Below are 24381 nucleotides of genomic sequence, written 5' to 3'. Positions count from 1 at the left end.
TCCTGAGCGAAGAAGGCGGTACTGTGGGGGGATTTTTTTTAGGTGGGATAGCGGAATTCCATCAGCTTGTTTTATTTTTGCATTTCAAAACAATGAACTATGGGAAGAGCCTTCGAATTTAGAAAAGCGAGAAAATTCAAACGTTGGGGTCAAATGGCCAAAACCTTTACCAAAATCGGTAAAGATATTGTGATTGCAGTGAAAGCAGGTGGTGGCGATCCTTCGTCTAATTCCCGCTTGCGTGCGATCATCCAAAATGCGAAGGCAGTGAATATGCCCAAGGAAAACGTAGAACGTGCGATCAAACGCGCGACTTCGAAAGACCAAGAGGATTACAAAGAGATCGTATACGAAGGATACGCACAACACGGCATCGCCATCTTAGTAGAAACAACGACTGATAATATCAACCGTACCGTCGCAAATATCCGTTCTTCCTTTACAAAATGTGGCGGTAGCTTAGGAACAACAGGGATGCTAGATTTTATCTTCGCCCGCAAATCCGTATTCAAAATCGCGGCTAAACCAGAAATCGATTTAGAAGAATTGGAATTCGAATTAATCGACTTAGGGGGTGATGAGGTTTTCTTAGATGAGGAAACGAACCAGATTAATATCTACGGGGAGTTCACGGCTTTTGGCGGAATTCAAAAATTCTTAGAAGAAAAAGGCTTTGAATTAATGGGCGCGGATTTCGAACGTATCCCAGATGAGACCAAAGAATTAACGGAAGAGCAAGCAGCTGACGTGGAAAAACTCATCGAGCGTCTAGAAGAAGACGACGATGTGCAAAACGTCTACCACAATATGGGTTAATTTATATTAAGAAGCGGAGGTCAAAAAAGCCTCCGCTTTTTTCTTGTCCAAACGATACAAATAAGGCGCCTTGTGTGCACCTCCCGTATATTTCTTTTCAATGCGCTCTAGAATATCCAAGCTTAACATCTTACGCTGAAAATTTGTGCGCACTAATTCCTTCCCTAAAATCGTCTCATAGACTTGTTGCAATTCAGACATCGTAAACGTCTCTGGCAACAGATTAAACGCCGCTAATTTCGTATCAATCGAGCTACGCAAATGCGCTAATCCTGTCTTAACAATCACATTGTGATCTAAAAATAAAGAAGGAATCTGATCCACATCCATCCAGGCTGAGTCATCCGACACATCATTCAAGGTCACCTTGACTTTCGAATATTCCACTAAGGCATAATAACCTAGTGTAATATAGCGATGTGACAACCATTTCAGGTCTTCCATTGAACGACCCATCGCGAGGTTAATCTCTTCGTGCTTTTCAATAGCACCGATGTTTCTTTTCAGATCACCAAACGTGTGAAATTGCTGCAAATAAATATTTTCCAAACCCGTACGCTGCCACAAAATCCGTTTCGCGGCCTCATCTGCATCTTCTTCTTTCCCAATAAATCCACCCGGCAACGACCAAACTTCGCTATTTCTGAATTTCAATAAAAGCACCTTTAATTGATTCTCTTGAAATCCGAAAATAACACAGTCTACCGAAATATTCGGCAACCAGTCGCCCTTTAGAACATCTTTATTTGGCATGCTGTTGTACGAAGTTTTGTATTTGCTTTGCGAAGATGACGTAGCCCTTTTCATTCAGGTGCAATTTGTCAGCCACGAAAATATCTTGCATCAAAGTGCCGTCCGCGTTATAGAAAGGCGAGTGCATGTCGATTACATAATGCCCTTTTTTCTTGGCTGCAATCGCCGCGATGCGTTGATTCAAGTCTTGTTGTTTGGCTTTCATCGCCTCCCGAGCTATACTAGGACGAGCTGATACGAAAACAAGTTTTGCCCCGGGAACCTGCTTCGCTAAACGGGCAGAAAACTCTTCGAATTGCGAGGCGATCTCTTCCGGACTTGTACCTGAAGTTAAATCATTATCCCCCTCGTACATAAACACCCAAGAAGGCTGGTATTTCACGACCATGCGATCGAAGTAATACAAGGCATCTTTCAATGTGCTACCACCGAAACCGCGGTTAAAGGCATTCATTCCTTTCGTATCCGCATCGAAGCTTTTCCACAGACGGAAACTCGAAGAGCCGATGAACAACTTCATTCCTTTCGCTGGCAAAGCAATAGAATCTTGCTTTTCGTAGGCCACAATTTCTTTTTCAAAACGATTTTGGGCGAATACGCCAAACGATAATAATAGGAAGAGGAGGATCTTATTCATTAGGATATTTTAAACCGATTTGAGAACGAATTTCATCTAATAAAGCCATTAATTCTGTACTGAAAGCGTGCGTCATCAAGGCATTTTCTGTGCGACCCGCACGTAAATCCGCTTGCACTGCCTCCGCTTCGTAGCTATAACCCCAGCCTAAACGCTCCGTTTCATAGAACGTTTCTTGCTCTGTTTCATGAATCGTTACCGTGATTCCCTTCGTCTCGTGGAAACGCGAGTGCATATGGATCTTACCTTTCGTACCGTGAATTTCACAAGTCGTATCCGTCTTCGTGGCAAAAGTAGAGAACAAAGTCGCCGTCGCTCCTGAACTATATTTCAACGCGATGGACGTATTCATATCCACTCCGGTAGGCGCCATGACGCCAGTCGCCTTCATTTCTAAAGGCTCTCCTAACACGAATTTGGAGATAAATAAAGGATAAATACCGATGTCTAATAAGGATCCGCCGGTTAACGCTGGGTTAAACCAACGCGCTTCCGCATCGTAGGGTGCGTGAAAGCCAAAGTCTGCTGCCAGGTGAACGATATCTCCGATCACACCCGAAGCTAGAATCTCTTGCAATTTCACGATAGAAGGGTGGAAACGTGTCCATAAAGCCTCCATTAAGAAGATCTTCTTGTCACGCGCGGTCTGAATCATTTCTGCCACCTGCTTCGAATTGATGGCAAAGGCTTTTTCACATAAGACAGGAAGTCCCGCATTCAAACACAATAACGTATGCTCATGGTGCAATCCGTGCGGAGAGGCGATGTACACCACATCGATTTCGCCGCTTGCAAGCATCGCTTCATACGAACCAAAGCATTTTACATCGGGCCCATAATGGGACGCAAACTCTTCTGCACGGGAAATATCTCTAGAGGAAACAGCCGCTAAATAACCATCTTTAACGAAGGCTAAATCGTCTGCAAATTTGCGGGCTATACCGCCGCACGCCAATATACCCCACCGAATGGGTGTTCCATTTTTCATAGTCCTAGGTTTGTTATTAAAGTGAACCTAATTCAGTTATTAAAGCCTGAACTTGGTCCATATTTACTGCTGGGAAATTCGCGATGCGGATTTGGGTTTCTTTCAACTTACCGTATCCAGCCCCAATAATCATATCGCTTCTCTCTTTAATCGTATTGATCACTTTAGACGATCCCTCCTTGCAGTTTAACACCACAACGGTCGCTGAACGGTGATTTTCATTCTCCACGAATATTTCGAAGTTATCCGATTTCTTCGCAAAATCATACAAAGCCTTGGCTTTTTTATCCGTCTCCTTGCGGATATTCTCCACGCCGATTCGGTTAAAATCCTCCGCCACTTTTCCTAACACATAAATCGCCATCACGTTAGGTGTTTCTGGCGTTTCGAAATTCTTGTAATTTTCCCAAAGGCTTGGCAACGAGTGATACGTCCCCACAATTCCTTCGTGCTTCTTCATTCGTTCCGACTTCTCTAGCATCGCCTCATTCGCAAACCAAACACCTAGACCGGCGGGCATTCCGAATGATTTTTGAACACTAAAAAAGGCTGAGTCTACTAAACTAAAATCAAGGTTAGGGTAAGGCGCAGAGGAAACCATATCCACCGCCACAAACTTATCTTTATTAGCTTTCTTGATCTTGTGAATCTCTGAAGCCTTCATCTGAACACCTGAGCTGGTTTCGTTCGCCGTGCAGCAAATTAATTCCGCGTATTCCGGTACTTCCACTTCCGCGGCATCAAAACCCTCGCCAAATGGCTTGTGCATCGAATTCGCATACTTGTGTAGGTCTTTAGAAAAATCGAAAAACTTCTTCGAGAACGAGCCATTCACTAAGTGAAAACTCTCGTGTTCCACTGTATTCATGATGATACGCTCCCATACCTCCGTCGCAGATCCGGTAAATAGGACCGCGTGGCTCTTAGGCAAGGCGAATAACTCGCGCAATTGCTCGTCTGCGTGCTGGTAGATCTTACGGAAAGCCGCGGAACGATGGGAAATCGAACCGAGGTTTAATCGAAAAGCCTCCATATAATGGGACTGAACCGTAGGAAACAAGGCCGCAGGGCCGGGGGTAAAAAAGGTGCTCATATTAATATAACATTCTAAACTTAATGGTGTTATCGATAAGCTTCAATTCGCTCACGATTTCATCCGAGTATTCTTTGGCCACATCCGTAATCACATAACCCGTATTCTCTGTGGTCTTTAAGTATTGACCGATGATATTTACGTGGTATTTGGCGAAGATTTGGTTGATTTGGGCCAAAATCCCCGGCACATTGTGGTGAATATGCAACAAACGGTGCGCATCCTCTAACGGCGGCAATTGCAATTCTGGGAAGTTCACCGAACCATACGTGCTACCGTTGTTCATAAATTGCAACAACTTCGCTGGCACGAATTCGCCAATATTTTGCTGCGCTTCCTCTGTGCTTCCACCGATATGCGGCGTCAAAATCACGTTAGGCAATCCACGCAATTCGTTCAAAAATTCTTCGTCATTCGTCTTCGGCTCATACGGGAATACGTCAATCGCCGCACCCCACACTTTACCAGACTTGATCGCCTCCACTAAAGCCGGTATTTCGACCACGTGACCACGCGATAAGTTCAAGAAGATGACATTGTCTTTCATCCAAGAGAATTGCTCCTTGCCGATGATGTTCGTATTCGACTTACGACCATCCACGTGCAAACTCACAAAATCCACTTGCGATAATAACTCTTTCAGGCTGCTGCATTTTTTGGCATTACCTAAAGCTAATTTATCGACCGAGTCATAGAAATACACCTCCATACCCAGCGCCTCCGCAATCACGGAAATCTGCGTACCGATACTTCCATATCCTACTAAACCAATTTTCTTACCTCTAATCTCGTACGAATTCGTAGCTGATTTATCCCAAACACCCGCGTGCATTTTCGTCGATTTCTCGAAGATATTACGCGTCAACATCACCATTAAACCAATCGACAATTCTACTACCGAACGCGTATTCGAGTACGGCGCATTAAACACCGCGATTCCGCGCTTCTCACATTCCACTAAATCGATTTGGTTTGTACCTATACAGAAAGCGCCCACACACATCAAACGAGAGGCATTCGGGTGTTCCAATACTTTCTTCGTCAAATTCGTCTTCGAACGCAAACCGATGATGGACACATCCTTGATCTTCTCGATCAATTCATCCTCATCCAAAGCCCCTTTCAAAAGCTCCACTTGGAAACCTTCTTTCTTGAATGCATTCACCGCACCTGGATGCACGTTTTCTAATAAAAGAACTTTGATACGCGATTTAGGATACGATTGTGCGCGGCTTAAACCGTTGATGTACAAGAACTCATCTAATGACGGAACTACGTAATCCGCTTTGTCCGTCACCGCCTTGCGCGACACGTTCTCCGTGAACGCAAAGAACTTATTTGCTAAACCAGACTCGCGTAATTCGTAATCCGTGATACCATCACCGATCACGTAAACCTCGCCTTCTAATTGCAATGATTGCAATAAGCGCACTTTACCTTTATCCTGAGACAATAAATTGTCCGCATCGTAACCGGTGATAGTTCCTTCCGCATCATACGTGAATGTATTCGCGTACACGTTCTCCGCTGGGATGCCCATCTCATTCACTACGGGAACGATAAAGTCCTTGAATCCAGAGGAAACGATTAAGATTTGAGCCGCATTTTCTTCTAGAAAATCCTTGTTGCGCTTAAATGACTCCGAGATTTTACCCTTTAAAAAGACGATCAATTGATCCACGTGCGAACGATTCGCCGGCAATAAAGCCACGCGATCGCGTAAGGAATCGGCGAAAGAATAGGCCCCTACCATTCCTTGGTCGGTGATATCCTTGATCTTTCCCACGATCTCCGCCTGCTTCGGATTTCCCTGAAGCGCGATTCTCGCTAATTCATCGAGCCCTTCCACTTTCGTGAATGTGCTATCGAAATCAATGACAATTTTTAAAGGTTCTGCTTGAGCTGTAGGCATGTTATTATTTTCTAAACGCTTTTCTTAAACCAAGTTTCGGCGCGATTTTCCGACCAAGTATAACCCTGGTAATTCTTCGGATAAAAACCACAATGCCCTCCTTTTTCCTGTGCGTCTAATTGGACAAAGTCCAAGGTCTTCACAAAAGATTCCGGAATGCATTCCGCCGATAAAAAAGGGTCATTTTTTGCATTCACGATTAAAGTGGGTACGTTAATCTGATCCAAAAAATACAAGGAGCTACTCTTTTCGTAATAGTCTTCCCCGTCTTTAAACCCGTGTAAAGGCCCTGTGATCACATCGTCAAAATCCACTAAACTCTTAATCGAATCAATCATCTCCACGGTAATATCCTGAGGATAGCGCGCGGACTTTTCCTTGACTTTTTTAATGAGAGTTTGTAGAAATCGATGAGTGTAGAGTCTGTTTTCCCGCTTAGCTAATTGCTTGCTACTCGATGAAAGGTGTAAAGGTACGGAAAATGCGACAGCTTTTCGAATCATTTCGGGAGGATTTTTGCCTTGTTCGCCTAACCATTTTAAGGTTAAGTTACCCCCTAAACTAAATCCTGCGAGATAGATATCTTTCGCCCCGCGTTCAATCGCTAACTTAATAATGAAGTCCAAATCATCTGTAGCCCCACTGTGGTAAAACCGCAGATTCTTATTGGGCTCTCCTGAACAGCTACGGTAATTCCAAGCCAACGCGTTCATCCCTTTCATCTTGTGAATTAATCCCGTCACATATTGACGATCGCTTGATCCCTCCAAACCGTGGGACACAATCAATAAGGGACGCTCGGATAGCTCTCCTCCGTACCAATCGATATCTAAGAAATCCTGATCCGGAGTCGTCACCCGTTCGCGACGTGGCGTTTCGAAAAGAGTCACTTTTCGAAAAACCGAGGGATAAATACTTTGTGTATGCCCGTCCGGTAACCAAAGTGGCGGGGTATAATTTTCTACCATTAAATGAAAAAGTCGGGTAACAATTGATTTTCTGGCGTATTCGGATTGACACGATATTCCGTGAAATCCGTCACCCCTTCTGCACGTAACACGTCTTCGTCGATGTAGAAATTCCCACTCACCGTCTTCGCATCCTTCTGCAAAATAGCCGCGGCCGCATCCGCCATAATAGTTGCCTTGCGTCCTAATTGCATCATCGACGCATTCCCCACCGCGAATTCGATGGCAGCAGTCGCAATAATGGTTTTAGGCCAAAGCGAATTAAAAGCCACCTTCCCCTTAAATTCAGACGCCATTCCGAGGGTACATAGCGACATCCCAAATTTGGCAATCGAATACGCCACATGGTTCTCAAACCAGCGCGACTCCACATTTAAAGGAGGTGAAAGCGTTAGTACCTGGGGGTTTTCTGATTTCAACAAATAAGGCAAACAAGCCTGAGCACACAGATACGTTCCGCGCGTGTTGACCTGATTCATCAAGTCGTATTTCTTCATCTCGGTACTCAATGTACCAGTGAGCTGAATCGCCGACGCGTTGTTGATCAGGATATCAATACCTCCAAAGGTCTCAACAGCTAATTTTACCGCTGCTAAAACCTGATTTTCGTCACGAATGTCTACCATACAGGCCAAAGCCTTTCCGCCAGCCGCCTCAATTTCAGCCGCCGCCGTGTGAATCGTACCTGGTAATTTAGGATGTGGTTCGGAAGTTTTAGCCGCAATAACAATGTTTGCGCCCTCTGAAGCTAATTTTTTCGCAATCTCTAATCCAATTCCACGAGATCCTCCCGTGATAAAAACGGTCTTATTTTTGAAGTGCATCTTTTTCCTATTTTTTCTTCTTCTAAATTACGATTTTCTTTCAAAGACAGATACATTTTAAACTTTTGCATTGTACTTTTGTGAATTAATAATCACGCTTAAGACAGAAATGATTTTACCTTTTAAATCCGTCAGCCTTTCACACCGTACTGCGCCACTCGCCATTCGCGAGATGTTAGCGTTGAACGAGGACGAGAGCAAAGGATTTTATGTGAAGTGCAAGGATCTTTTTGGCCTAAATGAATTATTGATTGTCTCTACCTGCAACCGCACGGAGTTCTATTATACGTCTGATCGCGACATCTCGACCGACTTAATCAAAGCTTTCTTAATCGAAAAAGGCTTAACGAACAACGCGGAATACCTAGGCTATTTCAAGCAAATGGACGAAACAGAGGATTCTCTGCGCCATTTATTCGAAGTAGCGACCGGCTTGCAGTCGAAAGTAGTGGGGGATTTACAAATCCCGAACCAGATCAAAAAAGCGTACCAACAAGCGGCCGATTTAAATATGGCGGGTCCATATTTGCACCGTTTGATGCATACCATCTTCTATTCTAACAAGCGTGTAGCGCAAGAAACGTCGTTCCGCGATGGAGCAGCCTCGGTTTCCTATGCCACCGTAGCCTTAGCAGAAGAACTTTCTCAAGCACTTCCTCACCCGAAAGTCTTAATCCTAGGATTAGGCGAAATCGGGTTAGATGTGTGCAAGAACATGGAAGAAAAGGATTTTGCGGAGTTCACTATTATGAACCGCACGATCGAGAAAGCCGAGAAGATTGCCGCTGGAAAGGAACTTTTCAGAGTCGCTCCTATCGCTGACTTGTGGAAAGAAATCGCGGCAGCTGACATCATTATCTCGTCTGTTCGTACAGATAGCCCGATTATCACGCAGGCAGAGATTAAGAAATTGCAATTATTATCCTTTAAATACTTCATCGACCTTTCTGTGCCTCGCAGCATCGAAGATGGCATCGAGAAGATTAATGGGGTACTTTTATACAACATCGACACCTTGAAGGAGCGTGCGGATGAGGCTTTGGCCACTCGTTTAGCCTCTATTCCGGATGTGCGTACCATCATCGAAGAGAGTATTGTGAGCTTTAATGATTGGTCTAAAGAGATGGAGGTTTCGCCTACCATCCACAAATTGAAAAATGCGCTGGAGCAAATCCGCAAGGAGGAAATGAACCGCCACATGAAAGGTTTGACGAAAGAAGAGACCGAAAAGCTGGAGAAAATTACGGCTGGTTTAGTCCAAAAAATCATCAAACAACCCATCATCCACTTAAAAGCCGCTTGCAAGCGTGGCGATTCGGATAAAATGGTGGACGTTCTGAACGATCTGTTCAACCTAGAAAGTTTCGAAGAAATCGATTCTTAAATCTGCCTTTATGAATAGCGAGATTCTCCAAAAGCTGGCCCGCTATTGCGCCTACCAGGAAAGATGCGTCCAAGAACTGGAGCAGAAGATGAAGACTTTTGAGGTTTCTCCGACTGAATATGCTGAGTATTTAAACTGGCTCCGAGAAAACAACTACCTGAACGAAGCGCGTTTTGTCGAAATCTTCGTCCGCTCGAAGTTCAATCAGAAAAGCTGGGGACGCACGAAAATCAATTACGAATTACGCAAGCGCGGCATTTCAGCCTCTTTATTAGCCTCAGCTTGGGATGGCATCGATGATGCGGATTACATCGAGAAAGCGCGCGCAATTTTACAGAAGAAAAGAGAAGAGATTAAAACGGGGACTTCGCCACAGCGCTACCAGAAGTGCTATAACTTTGGTCTCTCTAAAGGATACGAATCCTCCCTCGTTCGCGAGCTATTGAAGCCTCTATTTGCATAAAAGCAAATTTTTCCTACCTTTGGCATATGAATTCACACGCAATCAACTATTTAACAGGTTATTATTACGCAGGTTATTACAACGCTGCCTAATCGGTTATATAGTTTTTTGTCAATTATATCAGCCGACTTTACGTCGGTTTTTTGTTTTATGAGCTTACACATCACAGCGGCGAGCCGCTTAAACAGCGTGGAGGAATACTATTTCTCTAAGAAATTGAAGCAGATTGCGGCTTTAAAGGAATCCGGCGTACCTATTATTAACTTAGGTATCGGATCCCCTGATTTAGCCCCATCGTCTGAGACCATCGCGGCATTGACAGAAAGCGCGGCAAATCCAGCCAACCATGCCTACCAAGGTTACCAAGGTATTCCCGCTTTGCGCGAGGCTTTCGCCTCATTTTACGCTAAACATTATGGCGTTACGGTTAATCCCGCTTCTGAGATTCTGCCCTTGATCGGCTCCAAAGAAGGTATCATGCACATCTCGATGGCCTATTTAGAGAAAGGCGACGTGACCTTGATCCCTAATCCGGGCTACCCTACTTATTCGGCGGCTTGCTCTTTAGCCGGTGCGACGGTAGAAAGCTATGAATTATCAGCCTCCACGGGTTGGTTGCCTGATTTAAAGGCGTTAGAAAAGCGTGATCTTTCCAAAGTCAAAATCATGTGGGTCAACTACCCACACATGCCTACAGGAGCGCAAGCAACGGTGGAATTCTTCACCGAGTTGCGAGACTTTGCTATTCGCCATTCGATCTTATTAGTCAATGATAATCCCTATAGCTTCATCCTGAACGAAAAGCCAATGAGTATGCTGTCGATTCCGGGGATGCAGGATGTCGCGATCGAATTAAATTCCCTTTCGAAGTCCCACAATATGGCGGGTTGGAGAATTGGGGCAGCTTTGGGGAAAGCGGAGTTTCTAGCGCCGGTCTTGAAGTTCAAGTCCAATATGGATTCTGGAATGTTCTTACCTTTGCAACAGGCAGCAGTAAAAGCTCTTTCTGCGGAAAGCGCGTGGTTTGAGAATCAGAATCGCATTTACCGTTCGCGCCAGAAACTCGTATTTGACTTATTGGATTTACTCGATTGCGTGTATGACCCGGCACAGTCGGGGATGTTTGTTTGGGCCAAAATCCCAGCCACATTCGACTCCGGCTACGCACTTTCAGATAAAATTTTAGACGAAAACGCGGTGTTCATTACGCCGGGCGGAATCTTTGGGACGCAGGGCGACGGCTACATCCGTATCTCGCTTTGCGCACAAGAATCCGTTTTCTCACAAGCGATTGATCGCATCAAAAACCACAGCAATGGCATCTCCTAAAGTAGGCATCATCGGTATCGGATTAATTGGTGGATCCATCGCACTCGGTCTTCGCAAGAGTGGCTGGGCTTCAGAAATCATCGGTATTGATACGAATACAGAACACCAGAAAAAGGCCCTCTCCTTAAGACTCGTCGACCGCATCGCCACGTGGCAAGAAGCCATCGATCAAGTGGGCGTCTTCGTTTGCGCGATTCCAGTTGACCTGTTAGTGGCGCTAATTCCATCCGTATTGGATGCGCTAAAACCAGGGCAAGTGATCATCGAGGTAGGTTCTACTAAAACCCCGGTTTTCGAGGCTTTAAAAAACCACCCCAAAAGAGCCCAATTCGTTTCTACTCACCCGATGGCCGGAACCGAGTTCTCGGGTCCCGAAGCAGCTGTTCAAGGCTTGTTCGTGGGGAAAAGAGGCGTCATTTGCGACAAAGAACTTAGCGACCCAGCTGCCGTAGCTCTGATAGAGGATTTATACCGCAGCGGCTTAGAGATGAACCTCATTTATATGGGATCCATCGAGCACGACATGCACACGGCCTATATTTCGCACATCTCCCACATCTGTTCCTTCGCCCTAGCGAACACAGTATTAGAGAAAGAAAAAAACGAAGCCCGCATTTTCGAACTAGCCTCCACCGGTTTCGAATCCACCGTGCGTCTAGCGAAATCTTCCCCTGAAACCTGGAGCCAAATTTTCCACCAAAACCAAGAGAACTTGCTCGACGTTTTGGACGAATACATCAACACCCTGTTGAAATACAAAGGCCTAATGCTTTCTGGCAGCTACGAAAAGCTGAAAGAAGAATTAGGAAAGGCGAATGATATCGGGAGAATCTTGAAAGGGTAGTTATTTAAGTCTTCGATAGAGCCATCTAACGGACCGAAATACTAGGACTAAAATAAGTAGATAAATCACGGCAGTGACCAACTCGCCGAACCAAAGGGATTGTAGGAATAGCATTTTCATGATTAGTGGGGTTATTCTACAATGTGAATATAATCCACCACACATCCTAAAAATATACTGATAAAAAAAAGCCCTCGCAAATCGCAAGGGCCTTTTTCATTTCTTATCGTGAGCGAACACTCAGCGGCTTCCACGTATTATTCTTGGAATCCATATCCGGGAATGAATGATCTGGATCGATCACCACCGATTTAATCGGTAGCTTCGTTGAAGTGCGGAAAGTCCAGCTAGAACCTCTCTGCCAAATCTCCACCGGGAACGTAAAGCGTTCTTTTTCTCCGCTCGTCAATTCCACTTCCACCACTGCTGGCATGGCCATCTTGTCTAAGTTTTCGATCGTAATCACAGCCCCTTTAGCAGGATCTTGCTCTACATAATCCACATCTTTAACTGATTGATCCAGTCTCCAAAGTTCATAGAACCAAGCTTTCCAGAACCAACCTAAATCCTCGCCAGCACCATCTTCCATAGCGCGGAAGAAGTCCATTGGGGTAGGGTGTTTGAACGCCCATTTGTTGATGTAATTTTTAAAGGCATAATCAAAACGATCAGCACCTAAAATATTTTCACGCAAAATACGTAAGCCAAAACCAGGCTTATTGTAGGCCTCCCAGCCTAAATTACGTGTTTGAATCACATCTGGAATCGACATAATCGGATCTGCCGTTTCGCGGAACATCGATTTAGCGATCGTGTGCATATCAAATTTACGGTTCTTGTATTCGCCCTTATTGAAAGCATCCGTCGAATAGAAATTGATAAACGTATTGAAACCCTCATCCATCCAAGCGAATTTGCGCTCATTAGATCCTACAATCATCGGAAACCAGTTATGGCCAAATTCGTGATCCGTCACACCCCATAAAGAAGCCGTTTTATCCTTGTATCCACAGAAAATGATACCTGGATATTCCATGCCAGAAACCATCCCAGCGACGTTCGTTGCTACCGGATACGAATACTCGTATAACCAGTTCGAATAATGCTCAATCGACGCTTTCACGTATTCTGATGAACGTGCCCAAGCCTCTTTGCCGTCTGATTCTATCGGATAAACTGACACAGCCATTGATTTCTTGCCGCTAGGTAAATTGATACGGCATGCATCCAGGATAAATGATTTAGATGACGCAAATGCAACGTCACGCGCATTGTTGCACTTAAATTTCCAAGTCAAGCGATCTTTCGCCGGACGAGAAGCTGGATCTGTTACCTCAGCCGCCGAACGAATTACGACTGTTGTTTCTGAGTTCGCAGCTGCTGCCCACTTCTTTACCTGATCAGCCGTATATACTTCTGTCGGATTCAATAATTCACCTGAACCCACCACGATGTGTGATGCCGGTGCATTGATTGAATATTCGAAATTGCCGTATTCTAAATAGAATTCGCCTGCACCTAAATAAGGCAATACGTTCCAGCCCTCGATGTCATCGTATACACAAACGCGGGGGAACCACTGCGCCACCGTGTAGATCGCGCCATTTTTCGTTTGCTGAATACCCATTCTGTCCGAAGCATTCTCCGGTGAAGTAAATGAGTAAGCGATTTTGATTTTCGCCGTTCCTATTTTTTCTGCCAAAGGAGAAGCTAAGCGAATCTGCATCCGCGTATCTTCCACAATGAAATTTGCGGGCTTGCCATCGATCGTTACACTCTCAATTTTGTAACCACCTTCAAAAGCTAAATTCCCAAAACGTCCACCCGAAATAGGTGTCGTCTTGCCTCCGCGCGACTGCGTGTTGAAGCTATTTTGGTCTAATTGCAACCACAAAAACGGCAGCTTATCAGGAGAATTATTCTTGTAAGTAATCTCCACATCGCCCGTGATTTTGTTCGCTACATCATCTAGGGAAACAGCAATCTTGTAATCAGCCGAGTTTTGCCAATACCCTGGTCCAGGAACACCCGCCGCAGAACGCATAGGAGAAACTGGTCCATAGTTCCAAAGCGGATGAAACAATTCGTGAGCAGAATACTTACTTTGAGCTAACGCGGCTGTTGATAATAACAACGCTAAGCCCAGAAAAACGTGTTTTTTAAACATATTCATTCTTATTTGTGATCAAAAATAGTTAAAACTTCTTCGTCCATCAAACGCTTCGATAAACCTAAAGCCTTAGGTACCTCGTAGTGGTAGAAGAATTTCATCGTGTGAATCTTGTCCTTGTAGAAAGCTTCGTCTTCTGCGCTCAATCCACCTTTGGCTAAGGCAGCAGCAGCCACGTGACCTTGTTTTAACCATTGCCAAGCGACGGTAATCAAGCCGAACAACTCCATATACAAGGTCGAATCCGCTAGGAATACTTCGATTTCGCCTTTCATCGCGAAACCTAATTTATGCATCGTCACTTTAGTCAGATTCTCCAATTCTTTCTCTAACATCTCCGCATATTTGCTTAGGTTTTCGTGTCCTTTTGCCACAGCGATGTCTGCGTAAACTAACTTTCCTAAGGTCTGCAAAGCCGCTCCGTTGTTCGCGGGAATACCGCGACCTAATAAAGTCAAACCATGAATACCGGTTGTTCCTTCATAGATCGACATAATCCGTACGTCGCGGGCCATTTGCTCTAAAGGGAAATCTTCTGTGTATCCGTAGCCTCCTAAAACTTGCAATCCTTGATTAACCGCCTGAGTCCCCATCTCTGCTGGATAAGTTTTCGCTACGGTAGTCATCAAGTCGAGCATCATTTGGGCTTCTTTTTTTGCTTCCCCTTCTAAGCTTTTTGCTAAATCATCCCACATAAAACATTGGAATAATAGGCCCATCGAGCCTTCGACGATCGCTTTTTGGAAATACAACATACGCTGTACATCCGGGTGGTTTTTAATTAAGGTAGGTGGCGTGTTCGGATCTTTGTTCGTTAATAAACGACCCTGAGCGCGCTCCTCTGCATATTGCTTCGAAGCATGGTACGCAGCGGAAGCGATGTAAGCTCCACCCATTCCCACACCTAGACGAGCTTCGTTCATCATTTGGAACATATAAGACAATCCTCTATTCGGCTCACCTACCAGGTAACCGATCGAGTTTCCTTTGTCGCCAAAAGAGAGGTGAAGTGCCGGTGTGGCTTTTTGGCCCATCTTATGATAGACGCCTAATGAGATAACTTCATTATTCACTAATGTTCCATTTTCGATGCGCTTCTTAGGCACAACGAAAAGAGAAATTCCTTTCGTACCTGCTGGAGCGCCCTCTAAACGAGCTAAAACCAAGTGAATGATATTTTCTGAGAAGTGATTATCCCCTCCTGAAATGAATATTTTTTGTCCTTTAATGGCGTATGTTCCATCCCCTAAATCCTTAGCAGAAGTAGACGCATCGTTCAAGGAACTTCCCGCTTGTGGCTCGGTTAAGCACATCGTACCTGCCCACTTACCAGAAAGCATGTTAGGAACGTAGGTGTCCGCTAATTCTTTGGAACCAAAAGAGGCGATTAAGTGAGCTGCCCCATGGGATAAACCCGTAAACATCACCGCTGAATTATGCGCCGCACCGCGAATGAATTCGTGTGCTCCACCGATCATGGAAGGAACTTGCTGACCACCGTGTTCTAGATCAAAGGTACATCCGATCATTCCGGACTCCCCCATCTCCTTCATATACGGTTCAATTCCTGGGTGAACATGCACAACGCCATCGACTAATTCAGCCGCTTTGCGATCTGAATCTACATAAATGGGGCGTAAATATTTTTCGGCAATGGCATCAGCAGAATCCAATACCATATCAAACATATCGGGTGTATAATCCGCGTAACGAGGATAGTTACACAGGGAAGCAGTATCAAAAACCTCTTTTAAAATAAAGTCTAGGTTGCGACGGTCGTATTCTTTTGCCATGGTTATTACGTTTAGGTTGTAACAAATTTGCAGAGAAAAAAACTATTATGCAAGCATACTATATTTATAATGGAGGCAAGGAATATCCAAGGTTATATTTGATGAAAGCGGCGTCTTTGCAATTCCAAAGTGGGATGTCTTTGTAGCGCACATTATTGAAGTCTACGTAGAACAAAAGTTTCTGATACGCCTCCGTAGGGATACCATTAAAACGATCCACCGTTAATCTTTTCTGCGTTAAACCTCCTACCATAAAATAGCCTAAAACCTCTTGCGTTGGGTCGCTCGTGCATTTCAAGTTACCAATCACTTGAGCAGGCACTTTATCAAAAATTCCCCCACTCAACTTGCGTTGATCTTCCAAACGCTTCCAATAGGTATGAGCTTCTTTGGAGATAGAATACACGTCTAGTTGCACTACCCAATCATTGAAATCTTCATAGGGTAGCTGACCTAAATCCAAAGACAAATTCTTACCGCTCAGCAGAAAATCATCCAACAGATAGGGTTGCGTATTTTGTGGTGCTTGCCAGCATTTACAATTACACGGTGGAACGGGTGCTGGTGGTGGTGGCGGATTAGGACAGGTTAGTAAAAATTGGCGGAAGTCCTGGCGCTTCACGAAATAAAAATCTTCCGTTGCCTTGGGATCCTTAATGCTCGCCGTCAGTGGGAAGCGCATATCCTCGACTTTCGTGGCGTTCTTAAAAGCATACGAAAATTCAGCGAGTTCAGGGGCGGCGTTAATCGTTTGGAAATTCGATTCGATTGTTTTTCCATCGAGCAGCTTAATACGCAGCTTGTATTTTTCGCCCACCACTCCCTTAAATCCTGCTGGACTTAAATAATAGCCTTTACTCTTCTCGTAATAGGCCGTTTCCTTTCCGTTACCATCCACCAGGCGCACATTCGCATCCGTGATGGGCTGGCCAGAAAATTGGGTCGCATCATAAGGTGAATAAGCGCTCACATAATTCAAGCGCACGTTATAAGGGCCATCTACGTTTGAAATTTCGCCGTAGACCACGATAGCTGAGCTAACGTTTTGGGTTTGAAAATCCTCGATCTCCGTCTCGCAAGAACTCAAAAGAAACAAGGCACAGAAAAATAAGAATAAGTGTCTCATTAGAATTTGAAGTTATAAGTGATGGATGGAATCGCGGCGCCTAAAACAGATAATTGGTAGGTTTTCGCTTGGTTGATTTCGCCGGTCGAAGAACGGAAATAGACGGAGTAGGCGTTTTGGCGACCTAATAAATTATAGATCGAGAAGTTCCAGCTTCCTTGCCAACGCTTACCAGGTTTAGGATCGATGGTGATCCCCACATCTAATCGGATATAATCGGGAATTCGTTCCGCGTTTCTCAGGGTGAAAGAAGCGGTGGAGTAGCCATCCAATAATTCCTTGATCTCTTTCGAGGTTAGATACGTGTACTTCGTCCCGTTATAGGTGTAAGAGGTTTGGTCCAAACCAGGACGCGGGAATATCCCTGTCGCCACAGCATAATCATATAGATCATTAAACGAATAGATCTTGTACCGACCATTCGGATAGGTGATAGGGCGACCCGTCGTATACGTAAAGTTCGCATTGAACGAGATGCGGTTTGTCCAGCGGTTATTCAACACAAATTTAAAGGTATGTGGCGTATCAAAGTTCGCCGGGAATTGAATCCCAAAGTTCGCTTCTTTCTGATTCTCATTCGCCTGAATCGTTCTAAACGTCCGTGCATAGGTATAAGAAATCCAACCCGTCAATCGCTTGCCGCGTGACTTTTTCAAGAAAAATTCTCCCCCATAGGCTAAACCCTTACCCACTAATAATTGCGTCTCCACCGTCGGGTTTAAGTATAATTGCGCCCCATCCACGTAATCCACCACGTTGTTTAAGTTCTTGTAATAGAATTCTGCGGAGGTTTCGAAAACGGCGTTCGAAGCATTTGTGAAGTTCTTGAAGAAACCGATGGAATATTGATCTGCGATTTGGGGTGGAATTTGTTGATTCGAATTCTTCCAAATATCCGAGGGCGAAACGGCCATCGTGTTCGACAATAAGTGGCGGAATTGCTGCATGCGGTTAAAACCGATTTTGATCGAGAAACTCGTATCCAATTTAATGGCGAACGAAAGACGCGGTTCGAATCCACCATACGTAGCTACTACCTCATTAGAAGCTGCACTCAGCGTGTCCGTAATCGTATTGATTTCACGAGGTGTCCCTAGTTTATATTGGTAGAAATCACCTGGACCTAACAGTTGATAGGACGCATAGCGAAGACCATAATCTAAACTCAATTTCTTGCCAAGTGGTAAACTGTGGCCTAGATAGGCCGCCATCTCCCGCGTATGCTCGGTGGACATCGCGAATTTGTCTACCTTAGAAGAGGACGAATTAGGCAAGAAACTACCTGCATCATTCGTAAAGGCAGATAACTCTGCACCTGCATCCAGGCGACCATATTTACCCAAGTCCTTGCTCAACTCTTCCTTAACGGAGGTTTGGATGATGGATGGTTTCCAAACGAATTCCAAGCCACTTTTTTGGCCCTCAATCCCATACGTATAATCACTGTAAAAGGCTGTGAAATTATGAGACAAATCACCCTTCAATAAGGCATTGTGTTTAAAGCTTAACGCCTTCGTGTTCCAAGAATACAGGGTATCCTGCGCAAATTTGAATCCATCATTGCTCGCATAACCGGATAAAGAGATGCGCTGGTTCTTCCCAAATCGATGTGTCAACTTAAAATTCACATCATAGAAATCCGCCTTGCTTTTCGCTAGACTCGGATTAGGGAAATACTTCAGATAAAAGTCCGAAACAGAACCGCGGGCTCCCACGATTAAAGATGTTTTTCCCTTCACTAAAGGTCCATCCACTAAAATGCGCGATGAAATGGGTCCCACGCCACCCTGCAATGACCATTTTTCAAAATCGCCTTCCTTCACGCGCACATCTAAAACGGATGAAGCGCGACCGCCGTACATGGAGGGAATACCCCCTTTGTACAAGCTCAAATCCTGGACCATATCGGCATTAAAACCGGTGAAGAATCCGAATAAATGGGAGGTGTTAAATAAGGGAACACCATCGAGTAAAACAAGGTTTTGATCCACATTTCCGCCACGAACGTTGAATCCAGAGGCACCTTCCCCCACCGTGGAAACGCCCGGCAACAATAAAATACTACGAATCACATCGGCCTCACCCATTAAGGTAGGCAGTTTTTTCAAGGTTTTGGAAGACATCTTCTCCACCCCCATCATGGCTCGGTTCACGTTCGCATCTGCCTTTTCCGCTGTGATGACCACCTCGCCTAATAATTGCTCGGAGCGTTCTAATTCGATGGTTGTTTGGGTGTTTTTAGAGAGATCTAAGCGAAAGGTTTTGTACTTATAGCCTAGACTTCTCGCTATGACTTGATAGGATCTAGCGGCAATCGTGACAGTAAACTGCCCAAGCGAATCCGAGGTTCCCCCGGCAGAGGAGCCAGAGAAAAAGACCGAAGCTCCAGCAATGGGTGCTTTGTTCTCTACATCGACAATTTTTCCACTAAAGATGACATAACCTTTGCGTTGGGCAAAAGTCAGTGGGCCACAGAGTAGCAATAATAGGATTACCCTTAGGCTTAGTTTCATTTTGTTTTATTTCGTAAGATGAGCAGACCTTTTGCCTGCTTCCATTGAGGATCAAATCCTCCTTGTGGGAATTTAGCCACCGCGTGGGAACCCAACGCCACATCTAAATCACCGTCTCCATCCAGATCCGCCACGTCCATCACAGACCAGCGACCCAAGTGTTGTATGGGTAAAGTCATTGGAACAAAGGTTCCTTTTTTATTCTCAAAATACATCGCCCCTTCGCCCGGTCTAGCCGCCACATCTGGGAATAAAGCAATCGATATCAAGTCCGCATCCCCATCGCCGTCAAAATCGCCGGGCATTACTTTGGTGGCGCCGTTTTGAGAGAAAAAGGCTTTTTGTCTGAATGTAAATCCACCCGTATTTTCGAAAACATACATCCCGTGGTATGGCTTTAAAACCGTCGTAAAATCGGCATTATCGCCAGCGGTGTAAATGATATCCAAGTCCTTGTCTCCATCGATGTCAACTACATCGAATGAAGAGGATCCATAGATAGAGGGGAAACGAAGTAGTTGTTTTTCTTTGAACTTCAATCCACCTAAGTTCTCATAAAGCAAAATGCGCTCATCACCCTGCGCAAACTGCGCCAAAATATCGAGACGACCATCCCCCGTAAAATCTCGAACAATCGTCTTCGACGCCCCGGTTTGCGGATTTAACACCTGTTTTTTGTACGTGCCTTTATCCAGCTTCCAGACACTCATCCCACCCACCTTAAATCCGAATTCAGACGTGATCAATTCATCGCCTGCTTCCGCATCCAAGTTAGCTGACACCAAACCAATCGGGCGATTCAATCCTTGCACTAATTTCTTACCGGTCGAAGCTTGACTCACAAATCCATTCACATCCGGATTCGCCTGTGTCGTGGTCCCGATGAACGTATACAAGGTTTCGGAACCTAACAGAGTAATATCTGTCAAGGCATCTTGATCTTTCTTAGTTTCGAGTAATTTACCCGCCGCATCCCACTTCCAAATCACGCGATTCGATTGATCGCCTGCCGTGATTTGGTGACGACGCGCATCGATTCGAATCGCCGTCATGTTCGGCAAGGAAGTCCCTGGCAAGGTGGCCACAATTGGTTCTGCATCGAATAGGGTCTGCGTAGGCAAAGGAATATAAGCCGGCATTTCCAAGGTTTTGGGCGCCTCCTCTAAATAATAGGCCTTGATCTTTTCCCAGTCTTCATCTGGAATCATCTGCGAACCTGGACCTAGAATGGTATAATCAGAAAGTGGTTTTTCTAACATCCCGATCTCCTTGTCTACGCCCATCATAATACCCATGTAAGGTAATGTGCTGTATTGCCACACATTTTTAGGCAACAGCGATGGATCTGGAAGTAGATGGCAAGAGGCGCAATAGGTTTTCGCCAGCTCTTTCCCTTCAGCGGCCTTGTTCGAGCAGCTAGGTAAGCCATAGGCTAGTACCGAGAAGAGGGCGATTGCCAGCAATTTGCGCATCCTATAATTTCTTAAACACCTGAAGTTTATCGTTGTTACGAGCCACTAGGTACAAAATTCCAGCGGTAGTCTTCACCTGCTTTATGTCGCGAATGTCGCCTTCGAGCATCAAGCCTGTGTCTGTTGGGATAAGCGGCTTGAACCCGCCTTTGCCATTCCCTTTTAGAATCAGGCCAAAGAAGGCATCATAACGCGCCTGGTACATCGAAGCTCCATTAAAGTTACCTCCCACGATCACGTCGAGGTTTCCATCTTTGTCCACATCTTCCGTGCGCATGACCATGATCTTAGACACCTGGGCTAATGGAGGAAGCGCTACCATTTTGAAGGTCTTGTTTCCTTGGTTTTCCAAGTAAACCGATTCAAACGTATTCACGCGCTTTTCCTCCGCCCCATCTAATTCTTTATCGCCAAAAATCTCTTCCACCGTCTTACCCGCGAACATATGGTACGCCGTGTATTTCTTATTGATGATACTTGGAATCTGTTTCCCCATCTCGTCTTTGCTATTAATCGGGAACCAATCATCGCCGCGATTATACGAAACAATGTGCTCTTTGGTATCATTTTTATCGATGTCCTTAATCTGCATGCGTAACTGACCTTCGAGTTCCTTCCGCAGCTTTGTATTCGTTCCTAGATTTCCCACGATGAAGTCTATATCTCCATCTTTGTCAAAATCCGCCGCCGTCATACCCGACCAGAATCCCGTTTTCTCCTCCAGGCCATTCTCTATTAATTTGAATTTACCCTTATTATTTTCAAAAGTCTTAATCGGCATCCAATCGCCCACCACAGTTAAATCTTGATCGCCATCTTTATCAATATCTGCCCAAATCGCCTCCGTCAACATCCCTGCTTCCCGCAATTCCGGAGCTAAAGCAATAGTCTTGTCAGCAAAGTGACCCTTGCCATCGTTTACTAGTAAATACGAACGCGGCGAAGCACCATACGAATAACCTACCACGCGACCACCTACGAATAAATCCATGTCTCCATCGCGATCGATATCGCAAGGACGAACCACTGATTTATTATCATACATCGGAGGCAAGGCATTCATCGCGCGGGTGAAATTCCCTTTGCCATCGTTCGTGTATAATCGATCGAATTGCTCCGGCATTTTATCATAGAATTCATTCCCCCCTGTCACTACATATAAATCCAAATCCTTGTCACCATCCGCGTCAAAGAACAAAGCATCCACATCTTCATACAATGAATCTGCCTTAAATACAGGCTGATTAGATAGAACGAATCCAGTTCCTTTTTGCAATAACAATTGACCCGCCTGGTATTTCGCACCGCTTAAATACACGTCTTCCAGACCATCGCCATTCACGTCACCCACCGCGATTTTGGGTCCCTCGATAGAAACCTTAAATGGAATTAACAATTCGCGGTTGAAATCGAAATAGACATTTTCCTGGTGCTGGTACGGAACATTCACTCCATCCGTCACTTCCGCAAAAAGAGGCTTCACCGGCGCAGAGAACACGTAATCTTTCACGTTTACGTTCGCATTCTTTTGCTCCATCGTGAGAGTCTCATTGATCTTGGGATTCTTGACGATCTGCATTTTTTCATTTTCCCAAATCACGAGCATCTCATCCACCTGCTGTAAATCACCAATACCGAATAACAAGGTAGGTTCCACCGAACTCATAAAGCCACGCGTAGGCATCATTTGCTGCAATTGCTGGCCGTCCTTCGTTTTCAAGATGACCTTCGCCCCTATACCAAAGGTATTTCCGCCATCTCCTTTGAATTTTACCTTCACGAAATTATGCTTTAACAATTGGCGGCTGTTGTTTTGATAAACACTCGCCTTTTCATTCAGGTTGTTAGTCACTAAATCCAAATCACCGTCATTGTCTAAATCCGCATACGTCGATCCGTTCGAAACGCCTTTTTCTTCAAAGCCCCATTTAATTGATTTATCTACGAAACGTAAATCCTTCGCGCCTTTAAAAATGTAATTGTGAACACGACCGTCCGGCATCAAATCGATGGCTTCCTGATCTAATTTCTCAGAAGTAGGCAAACCATAATGCAGCGAATCGCCAATGACGAATTTCAAATAATCTAAGTCATTCGGGCGGCGTAAAATACCGTTCGAGATGAAGATATCTTTAATGCCATCGCCATCATAGTCATTCATCAACGTCGACCAACTCCAATCTGTCGCGGCCACTCCGGAAGAGGCAGCGATGTCGGAGAATTTTTGGCCTCCCATATTTAACTGAAGACAGTTCCGGCTGTATTGATTGAAATAACCGAACTGTAATTTGTACATGTAGATGTCCAAAGGATCCTCACCCACAGACGATTTCTCCACCTTCTCATCATCAGGATACATATCCAACGTCATCACGTCTTGGAATCCGTCGTTATTAATATCTGCCACATCAGAACCCATCGAGAAACGGCTCAAGTGCTTGAAGTGATCGCGAATACCTTCCTTATACGTACCGTCCTTTTGGTTAATGTAATAGTAATCATCCTCGTGAAAGTCATTGCTCACGTAGATATCTAACCAACCATCGTTGTTTATATCTGCCACTGAAATTCCTAGACCATAACCCATCGCCGCTTGGTAGATACCAGACTCTTTCGACACATCCACAAATTTGCCTCCATCATTTCGGTATAGATAATCTCCTGCCTCGTTGTCTTTCAACGAACGCGTATTCACGCGGTCATAGGAACGGGTGTTGTGTACAGCGTGATTCAATAAATAGCAATCTAAATCACCATCTTTATCATAATCAAAAAAGGCGGCTTGTGTGGAGAATCCTGTAAAGTCTAAACCGAATTCATTCGATTTCTCTGTAAACGTGTTGTCACCGTTGTTGATGTATAACTCGTTCGACCCTTCTAAACCTTTGTAATTTCCTACCGCGCAAATGTAGATATCCAAGAAGCCATCTGCATTTACGTCGGCCATCGTCACCCCCGTTTTCCAGTCAGAGAATCCTTCGATTCCCGCCTTCACTGAGATGTCTTCAAATTGCATATCTCCCTTGTTCAGGTATAATTTGTTTTTTCCTTGATTGGACACGAAAAACAAATCCACTAATCCGTCATTATTAATATCCCCGGCAGAGACGCCACCACCATTGTAGAAATAGAGATAATCTAGGATATTGAAATCCTTCGTTTCGGTGATATTATTTGAAAAATCGATGTGCGTTTTTTCTGCATCTAATTTTTCAAATAGCACCACATCATCACCTGAATTACAGGCAAAAAGAAGAATAGAAAGAAAGAGAATTGAAAAATAATTGGTACGCATT

At 44.7% G+C, this 24381-nt stretch carries 18 protein-coding genes; 5 read left to right on the top strand and 13 right to left on the bottom strand.

Annotation, left to right across the window (positions count from 1 at the left end):
• Nucleotides 1-99: 99 nt before the first annotated feature.
• Entirely contained in the window at nt 100-816 is a 717-nt protein-coding gene (locus SKC35_RS09505) for a YebC/PmpR family DNA-binding transcriptional regulator (RefSeq protein WP_377979152.1), read from the top strand.
• A gap of 6 nt (nt 817-822) precedes the next feature.
• Here SKC35_RS09505 and SKC35_RS09500 read toward each other — a convergent pair whose 3' ends face one another.
• The 7 genes from SKC35_RS09500 to SKC35_RS09470 are packed head-to-tail and all read right to left on the bottom strand — an operon-like array spanning nt 823 to nt 7991.
• A complete protein-coding gene (locus SKC35_RS09500) occupies nt 823-1569 on the bottom strand; it encodes an NUDIX hydrolase (RefSeq protein WP_377979151.1) in 747 nt (248 codons plus the stop codon).
• Nucleotides 1559-2206 carry a GDSL-type esterase/lipase family protein gene (locus SKC35_RS09495; RefSeq protein WP_377979150.1) on the bottom strand — a complete coding sequence of 216 codons (648 nt, stop codon included), beginning with the start codon at nt 2204-2206 and terminating at the stop codon, nt 1559-1561. The genes SKC35_RS09500 and SKC35_RS09495 overlap by 11 nt, the downstream gene beginning before the upstream one ends.
• Entirely contained in the window at nt 2199-3194 is a 996-nt protein-coding gene (locus SKC35_RS09490) for a Gfo/Idh/MocA family protein (RefSeq protein WP_377979149.1), read from the bottom strand. Before SKC35_RS09490 ends, SKC35_RS09495 begins: the two co-directional genes overlap by 8 nt.
• A gap of 16 nt (nt 3195-3210) precedes the next feature.
• The gene (locus SKC35_RS09485) at nt 3211-4287 is read right to left on the bottom strand and encodes an aminotransferase class V-fold PLP-dependent enzyme (RefSeq protein ID WP_377979148.1); all 1077 of its coding nucleotides are present in this window, start codon (nt 4285-4287) and stop codon (nt 3211-3213) included.
• A 1-nt stretch (nt 4288) separates the two neighbouring features.
• Nucleotides 4289-6199, bottom strand: coding sequence for a phosphoglycerate dehydrogenase (serA, locus tag SKC35_RS09480; protein WP_377979147.1), 1911 nt, complete (start codon nt 6197-6199; stop codon nt 4289-4291).
• Between the two features lie 11 nt (nt 6200-6210).
• Nucleotides 6211-7167 carry a YheT family hydrolase gene (locus tag SKC35_RS09475; protein ID WP_377979146.1) on the bottom strand — a complete coding sequence of 319 codons (957 nt, stop codon included), beginning with the start codon at nt 7165-7167 and terminating at the stop codon, nt 6211-6213.
• Entirely contained in the window at nt 7167-7991 is an 825-nt protein-coding gene (locus tag SKC35_RS09470; RefSeq protein WP_377979145.1) for an SDR family oxidoreductase, read from the bottom strand. The genes SKC35_RS09475 and SKC35_RS09470 overlap by 1 nt, the downstream gene beginning before the upstream one ends.
• A 109-nt stretch (nt 7992-8100) precedes the next feature.
• On the opposite strand from SKC35_RS09470, the gene hemA reads away from it, so the two are divergent.
• The 4 genes from hemA (at nt 8101) to SKC35_RS09450 (ending at nt 12011) form a co-directional block, all read left to right on the top strand.
• Complete coding sequence (hemA, locus tag SKC35_RS09465) at nt 8101-9375, top strand: glutamyl-tRNA reductase (protein WP_377979144.1); 1275 nt, start codon at nt 8101-8103, stop codon at nt 9373-9375.
• Between the two features lie 10 nt (nt 9376-9385).
• Complete coding sequence (locus SKC35_RS09460) at nt 9386-9838, top strand: regulatory protein RecX (RefSeq protein WP_377979143.1); 453 nt, start codon at nt 9386-9388, stop codon at nt 9836-9838.
• A gap of 150 nt (nt 9839-9988) precedes the next feature.
• Nucleotides 9989-11167: a pyridoxal phosphate-dependent aminotransferase gene (locus tag SKC35_RS09455; RefSeq protein ID WP_377979142.1), complete on the top strand. Its 1179-nt coding sequence runs from the start codon at nt 9989-9991 to the stop codon at nt 11165-11167.
• Nucleotides 11154-12011 (top strand): prephenate dehydrogenase, encoded by an 858-nt coding sequence (locus tag SKC35_RS09450; protein ID WP_377979141.1) that lies wholly within the window; start codon nt 11154-11156, stop codon nt 12009-12011. Before SKC35_RS09455 ends, SKC35_RS09450 begins: the two co-directional genes overlap by 14 nt.
• A gap of 223 nt (nt 12012-12234) precedes the next feature.
• Here SKC35_RS09450 and SKC35_RS09445 read toward each other — a convergent pair whose 3' ends face one another.
• The 6 genes from SKC35_RS09445 to SKC35_RS09420 form a co-directional block, all read right to left on the bottom strand.
• Nucleotides 12235-14178 (bottom strand): M1 family metallopeptidase, encoded by a 1944-nt coding sequence (locus SKC35_RS09445; RefSeq protein ID WP_377979140.1) that lies wholly within the window; start codon nt 14176-14178, stop codon nt 12235-12237.
• A gap of 8 nt (nt 14179-14186) precedes the next feature.
• Entirely contained in the window at nt 14187-15974 is a 1788-nt protein-coding gene (locus SKC35_RS09440) for an acyl-CoA dehydrogenase (protein ID WP_377979139.1), read from the bottom strand.
• Between the two features lie 64 nt (nt 15975-16038).
• A complete protein-coding gene (locus SKC35_RS09435; protein WP_377979138.1) occupies nt 16039-17100 on the bottom strand; it encodes a DUF4249 domain-containing protein in 1062 nt (353 codons plus the stop codon).
• Nucleotides 17100-19613 carry a TonB-dependent receptor gene (locus SKC35_RS09430; RefSeq protein WP_377979137.1) on the bottom strand — a complete coding sequence of 838 codons (2514 nt, stop codon included), beginning with the start codon at nt 19611-19613 and terminating at the stop codon, nt 17100-17102. Before SKC35_RS09430 ends, SKC35_RS09435 begins: the two co-directional genes overlap by 1 nt.
• Nucleotides 19610-21085, bottom strand: coding sequence for an FG-GAP repeat domain-containing protein (locus SKC35_RS09425; RefSeq protein WP_377979136.1), 1476 nt, complete (start codon nt 21083-21085; stop codon nt 19610-19612). Before SKC35_RS09425 ends, SKC35_RS09430 begins: the two co-directional genes overlap by 4 nt.
• A 1-nt stretch (nt 21086) precedes the next feature.
• Entirely contained in the window at nt 21087-24380 is a 3294-nt protein-coding gene (locus SKC35_RS09420; protein WP_377979135.1) for a VCBS repeat-containing protein, read from the bottom strand.
• Nucleotide 24381 lies beyond the last annotated feature (1 nt).

This window comes from Aquirufa originis, assembly GCF_042714495.1.
Taxonomy (GTDB): domain Bacteria; phylum Bacteroidota; class Bacteroidia; order Cytophagales; family Spirosomataceae; genus Aquirufa; species Aquirufa originis.
This window is presented reverse-complemented; position numbering and strand designations above follow the sequence as displayed.

Bases quoted from the DNA above. Each gene is read 5' to 3' on its own strand.
- SKC35_RS09505 (WP_377979152.1), top strand. From the start codon at position 100: ATGGGAAGAGCCTTCGAATTTAGAAAAGCGAGAAAATTCAAACGTTGG.
- SKC35_RS09500 (WP_377979151.1), bottom strand. From the start codon at position 1,569: ATGCCAAATAAAGATGTTCTAAAGGGCGACTGGTTGCCGAATATTTCG.
- SKC35_RS09495 (WP_377979150.1), bottom strand. From the start codon at position 2,206: ATGAATAAGATCCTCCTCTTCCTATTATTATCGTTTGGCGTATTCGCC.
- SKC35_RS09490 (WP_377979149.1), bottom strand. From the start codon at position 3,194: ATGAAAAATGGAACACCCATTCGGTGGGGTATATTGGCGTGCGGCGGT.
- SKC35_RS09485 (WP_377979148.1), bottom strand. From the start codon at position 4,287: ATGAGCACCTTTTTTACCCCCGGCCCTGCGGCCTTGTTTCCTACGGTT.
- serA (WP_377979147.1), bottom strand. From the start codon at position 6,199: ATGCCTACAGCTCAAGCAGAACCTTTAAAAATTGTCATTGATTTCGAT.
- SKC35_RS09475 (WP_377979146.1), bottom strand. From the start codon at position 7,167: ATGGTAGAAAATTATACCCCGCCACTTTGGTTACCGGACGGGCATACA.
- SKC35_RS09470 (WP_377979145.1), bottom strand. From the start codon at position 7,991: ATGCACTTCAAAAATAAGACCGTTTTTATCACGGGAGGATCTCGTGGA.
- hemA (WP_377979144.1), top strand. From the start codon at position 8,101: ATGATTTTACCTTTTAAATCCGTCAGCCTTTCACACCGTACTGCGCCA.
- SKC35_RS09460 (WP_377979143.1), top strand. From the start codon at position 9,386: ATGAATAGCGAGATTCTCCAAAAGCTGGCCCGCTATTGCGCCTACCAG.
- SKC35_RS09455 (WP_377979142.1), top strand. From the start codon at position 9,989: ATGAGCTTACACATCACAGCGGCGAGCCGCTTAAACAGCGTGGAGGAA.
- SKC35_RS09450 (WP_377979141.1), top strand. From the start codon at position 11,154: ATGGCATCTCCTAAAGTAGGCATCATCGGTATCGGATTAATTGGTGGA.
- SKC35_RS09445 (WP_377979140.1), bottom strand. From the start codon at position 14,178: ATGTTTAAAAAACACGTTTTTCTGGGCTTAGCGTTGTTATTATCAACA.
- SKC35_RS09440 (WP_377979139.1), bottom strand. From the start codon at position 15,974: ATGGCAAAAGAATACGACCGTCGCAACCTAGACTTTATTTTAAAAGAG.
- SKC35_RS09435 (WP_377979138.1), bottom strand. From the start codon at position 17,100: ATGAGACACTTATTCTTATTTTTCTGTGCCTTGTTTCTTTTGAGTTCT.
- SKC35_RS09430 (WP_377979137.1), bottom strand. From the start codon at position 19,613: ATGAAACTAAGCCTAAGGGTAATCCTATTATTGCTACTCTGTGGCCCA.
- SKC35_RS09425 (WP_377979136.1), bottom strand. From the start codon at position 21,085: ATGCGCAAATTGCTGGCAATCGCCCTCTTCTCGGTACTAGCCTATGGC.
- SKC35_RS09420 (WP_377979135.1), bottom strand. From the start codon at position 24,380: ATGCGTACCAATTATTTTTCAATTCTCTTTCTTTCTATTCTTCTTTTT.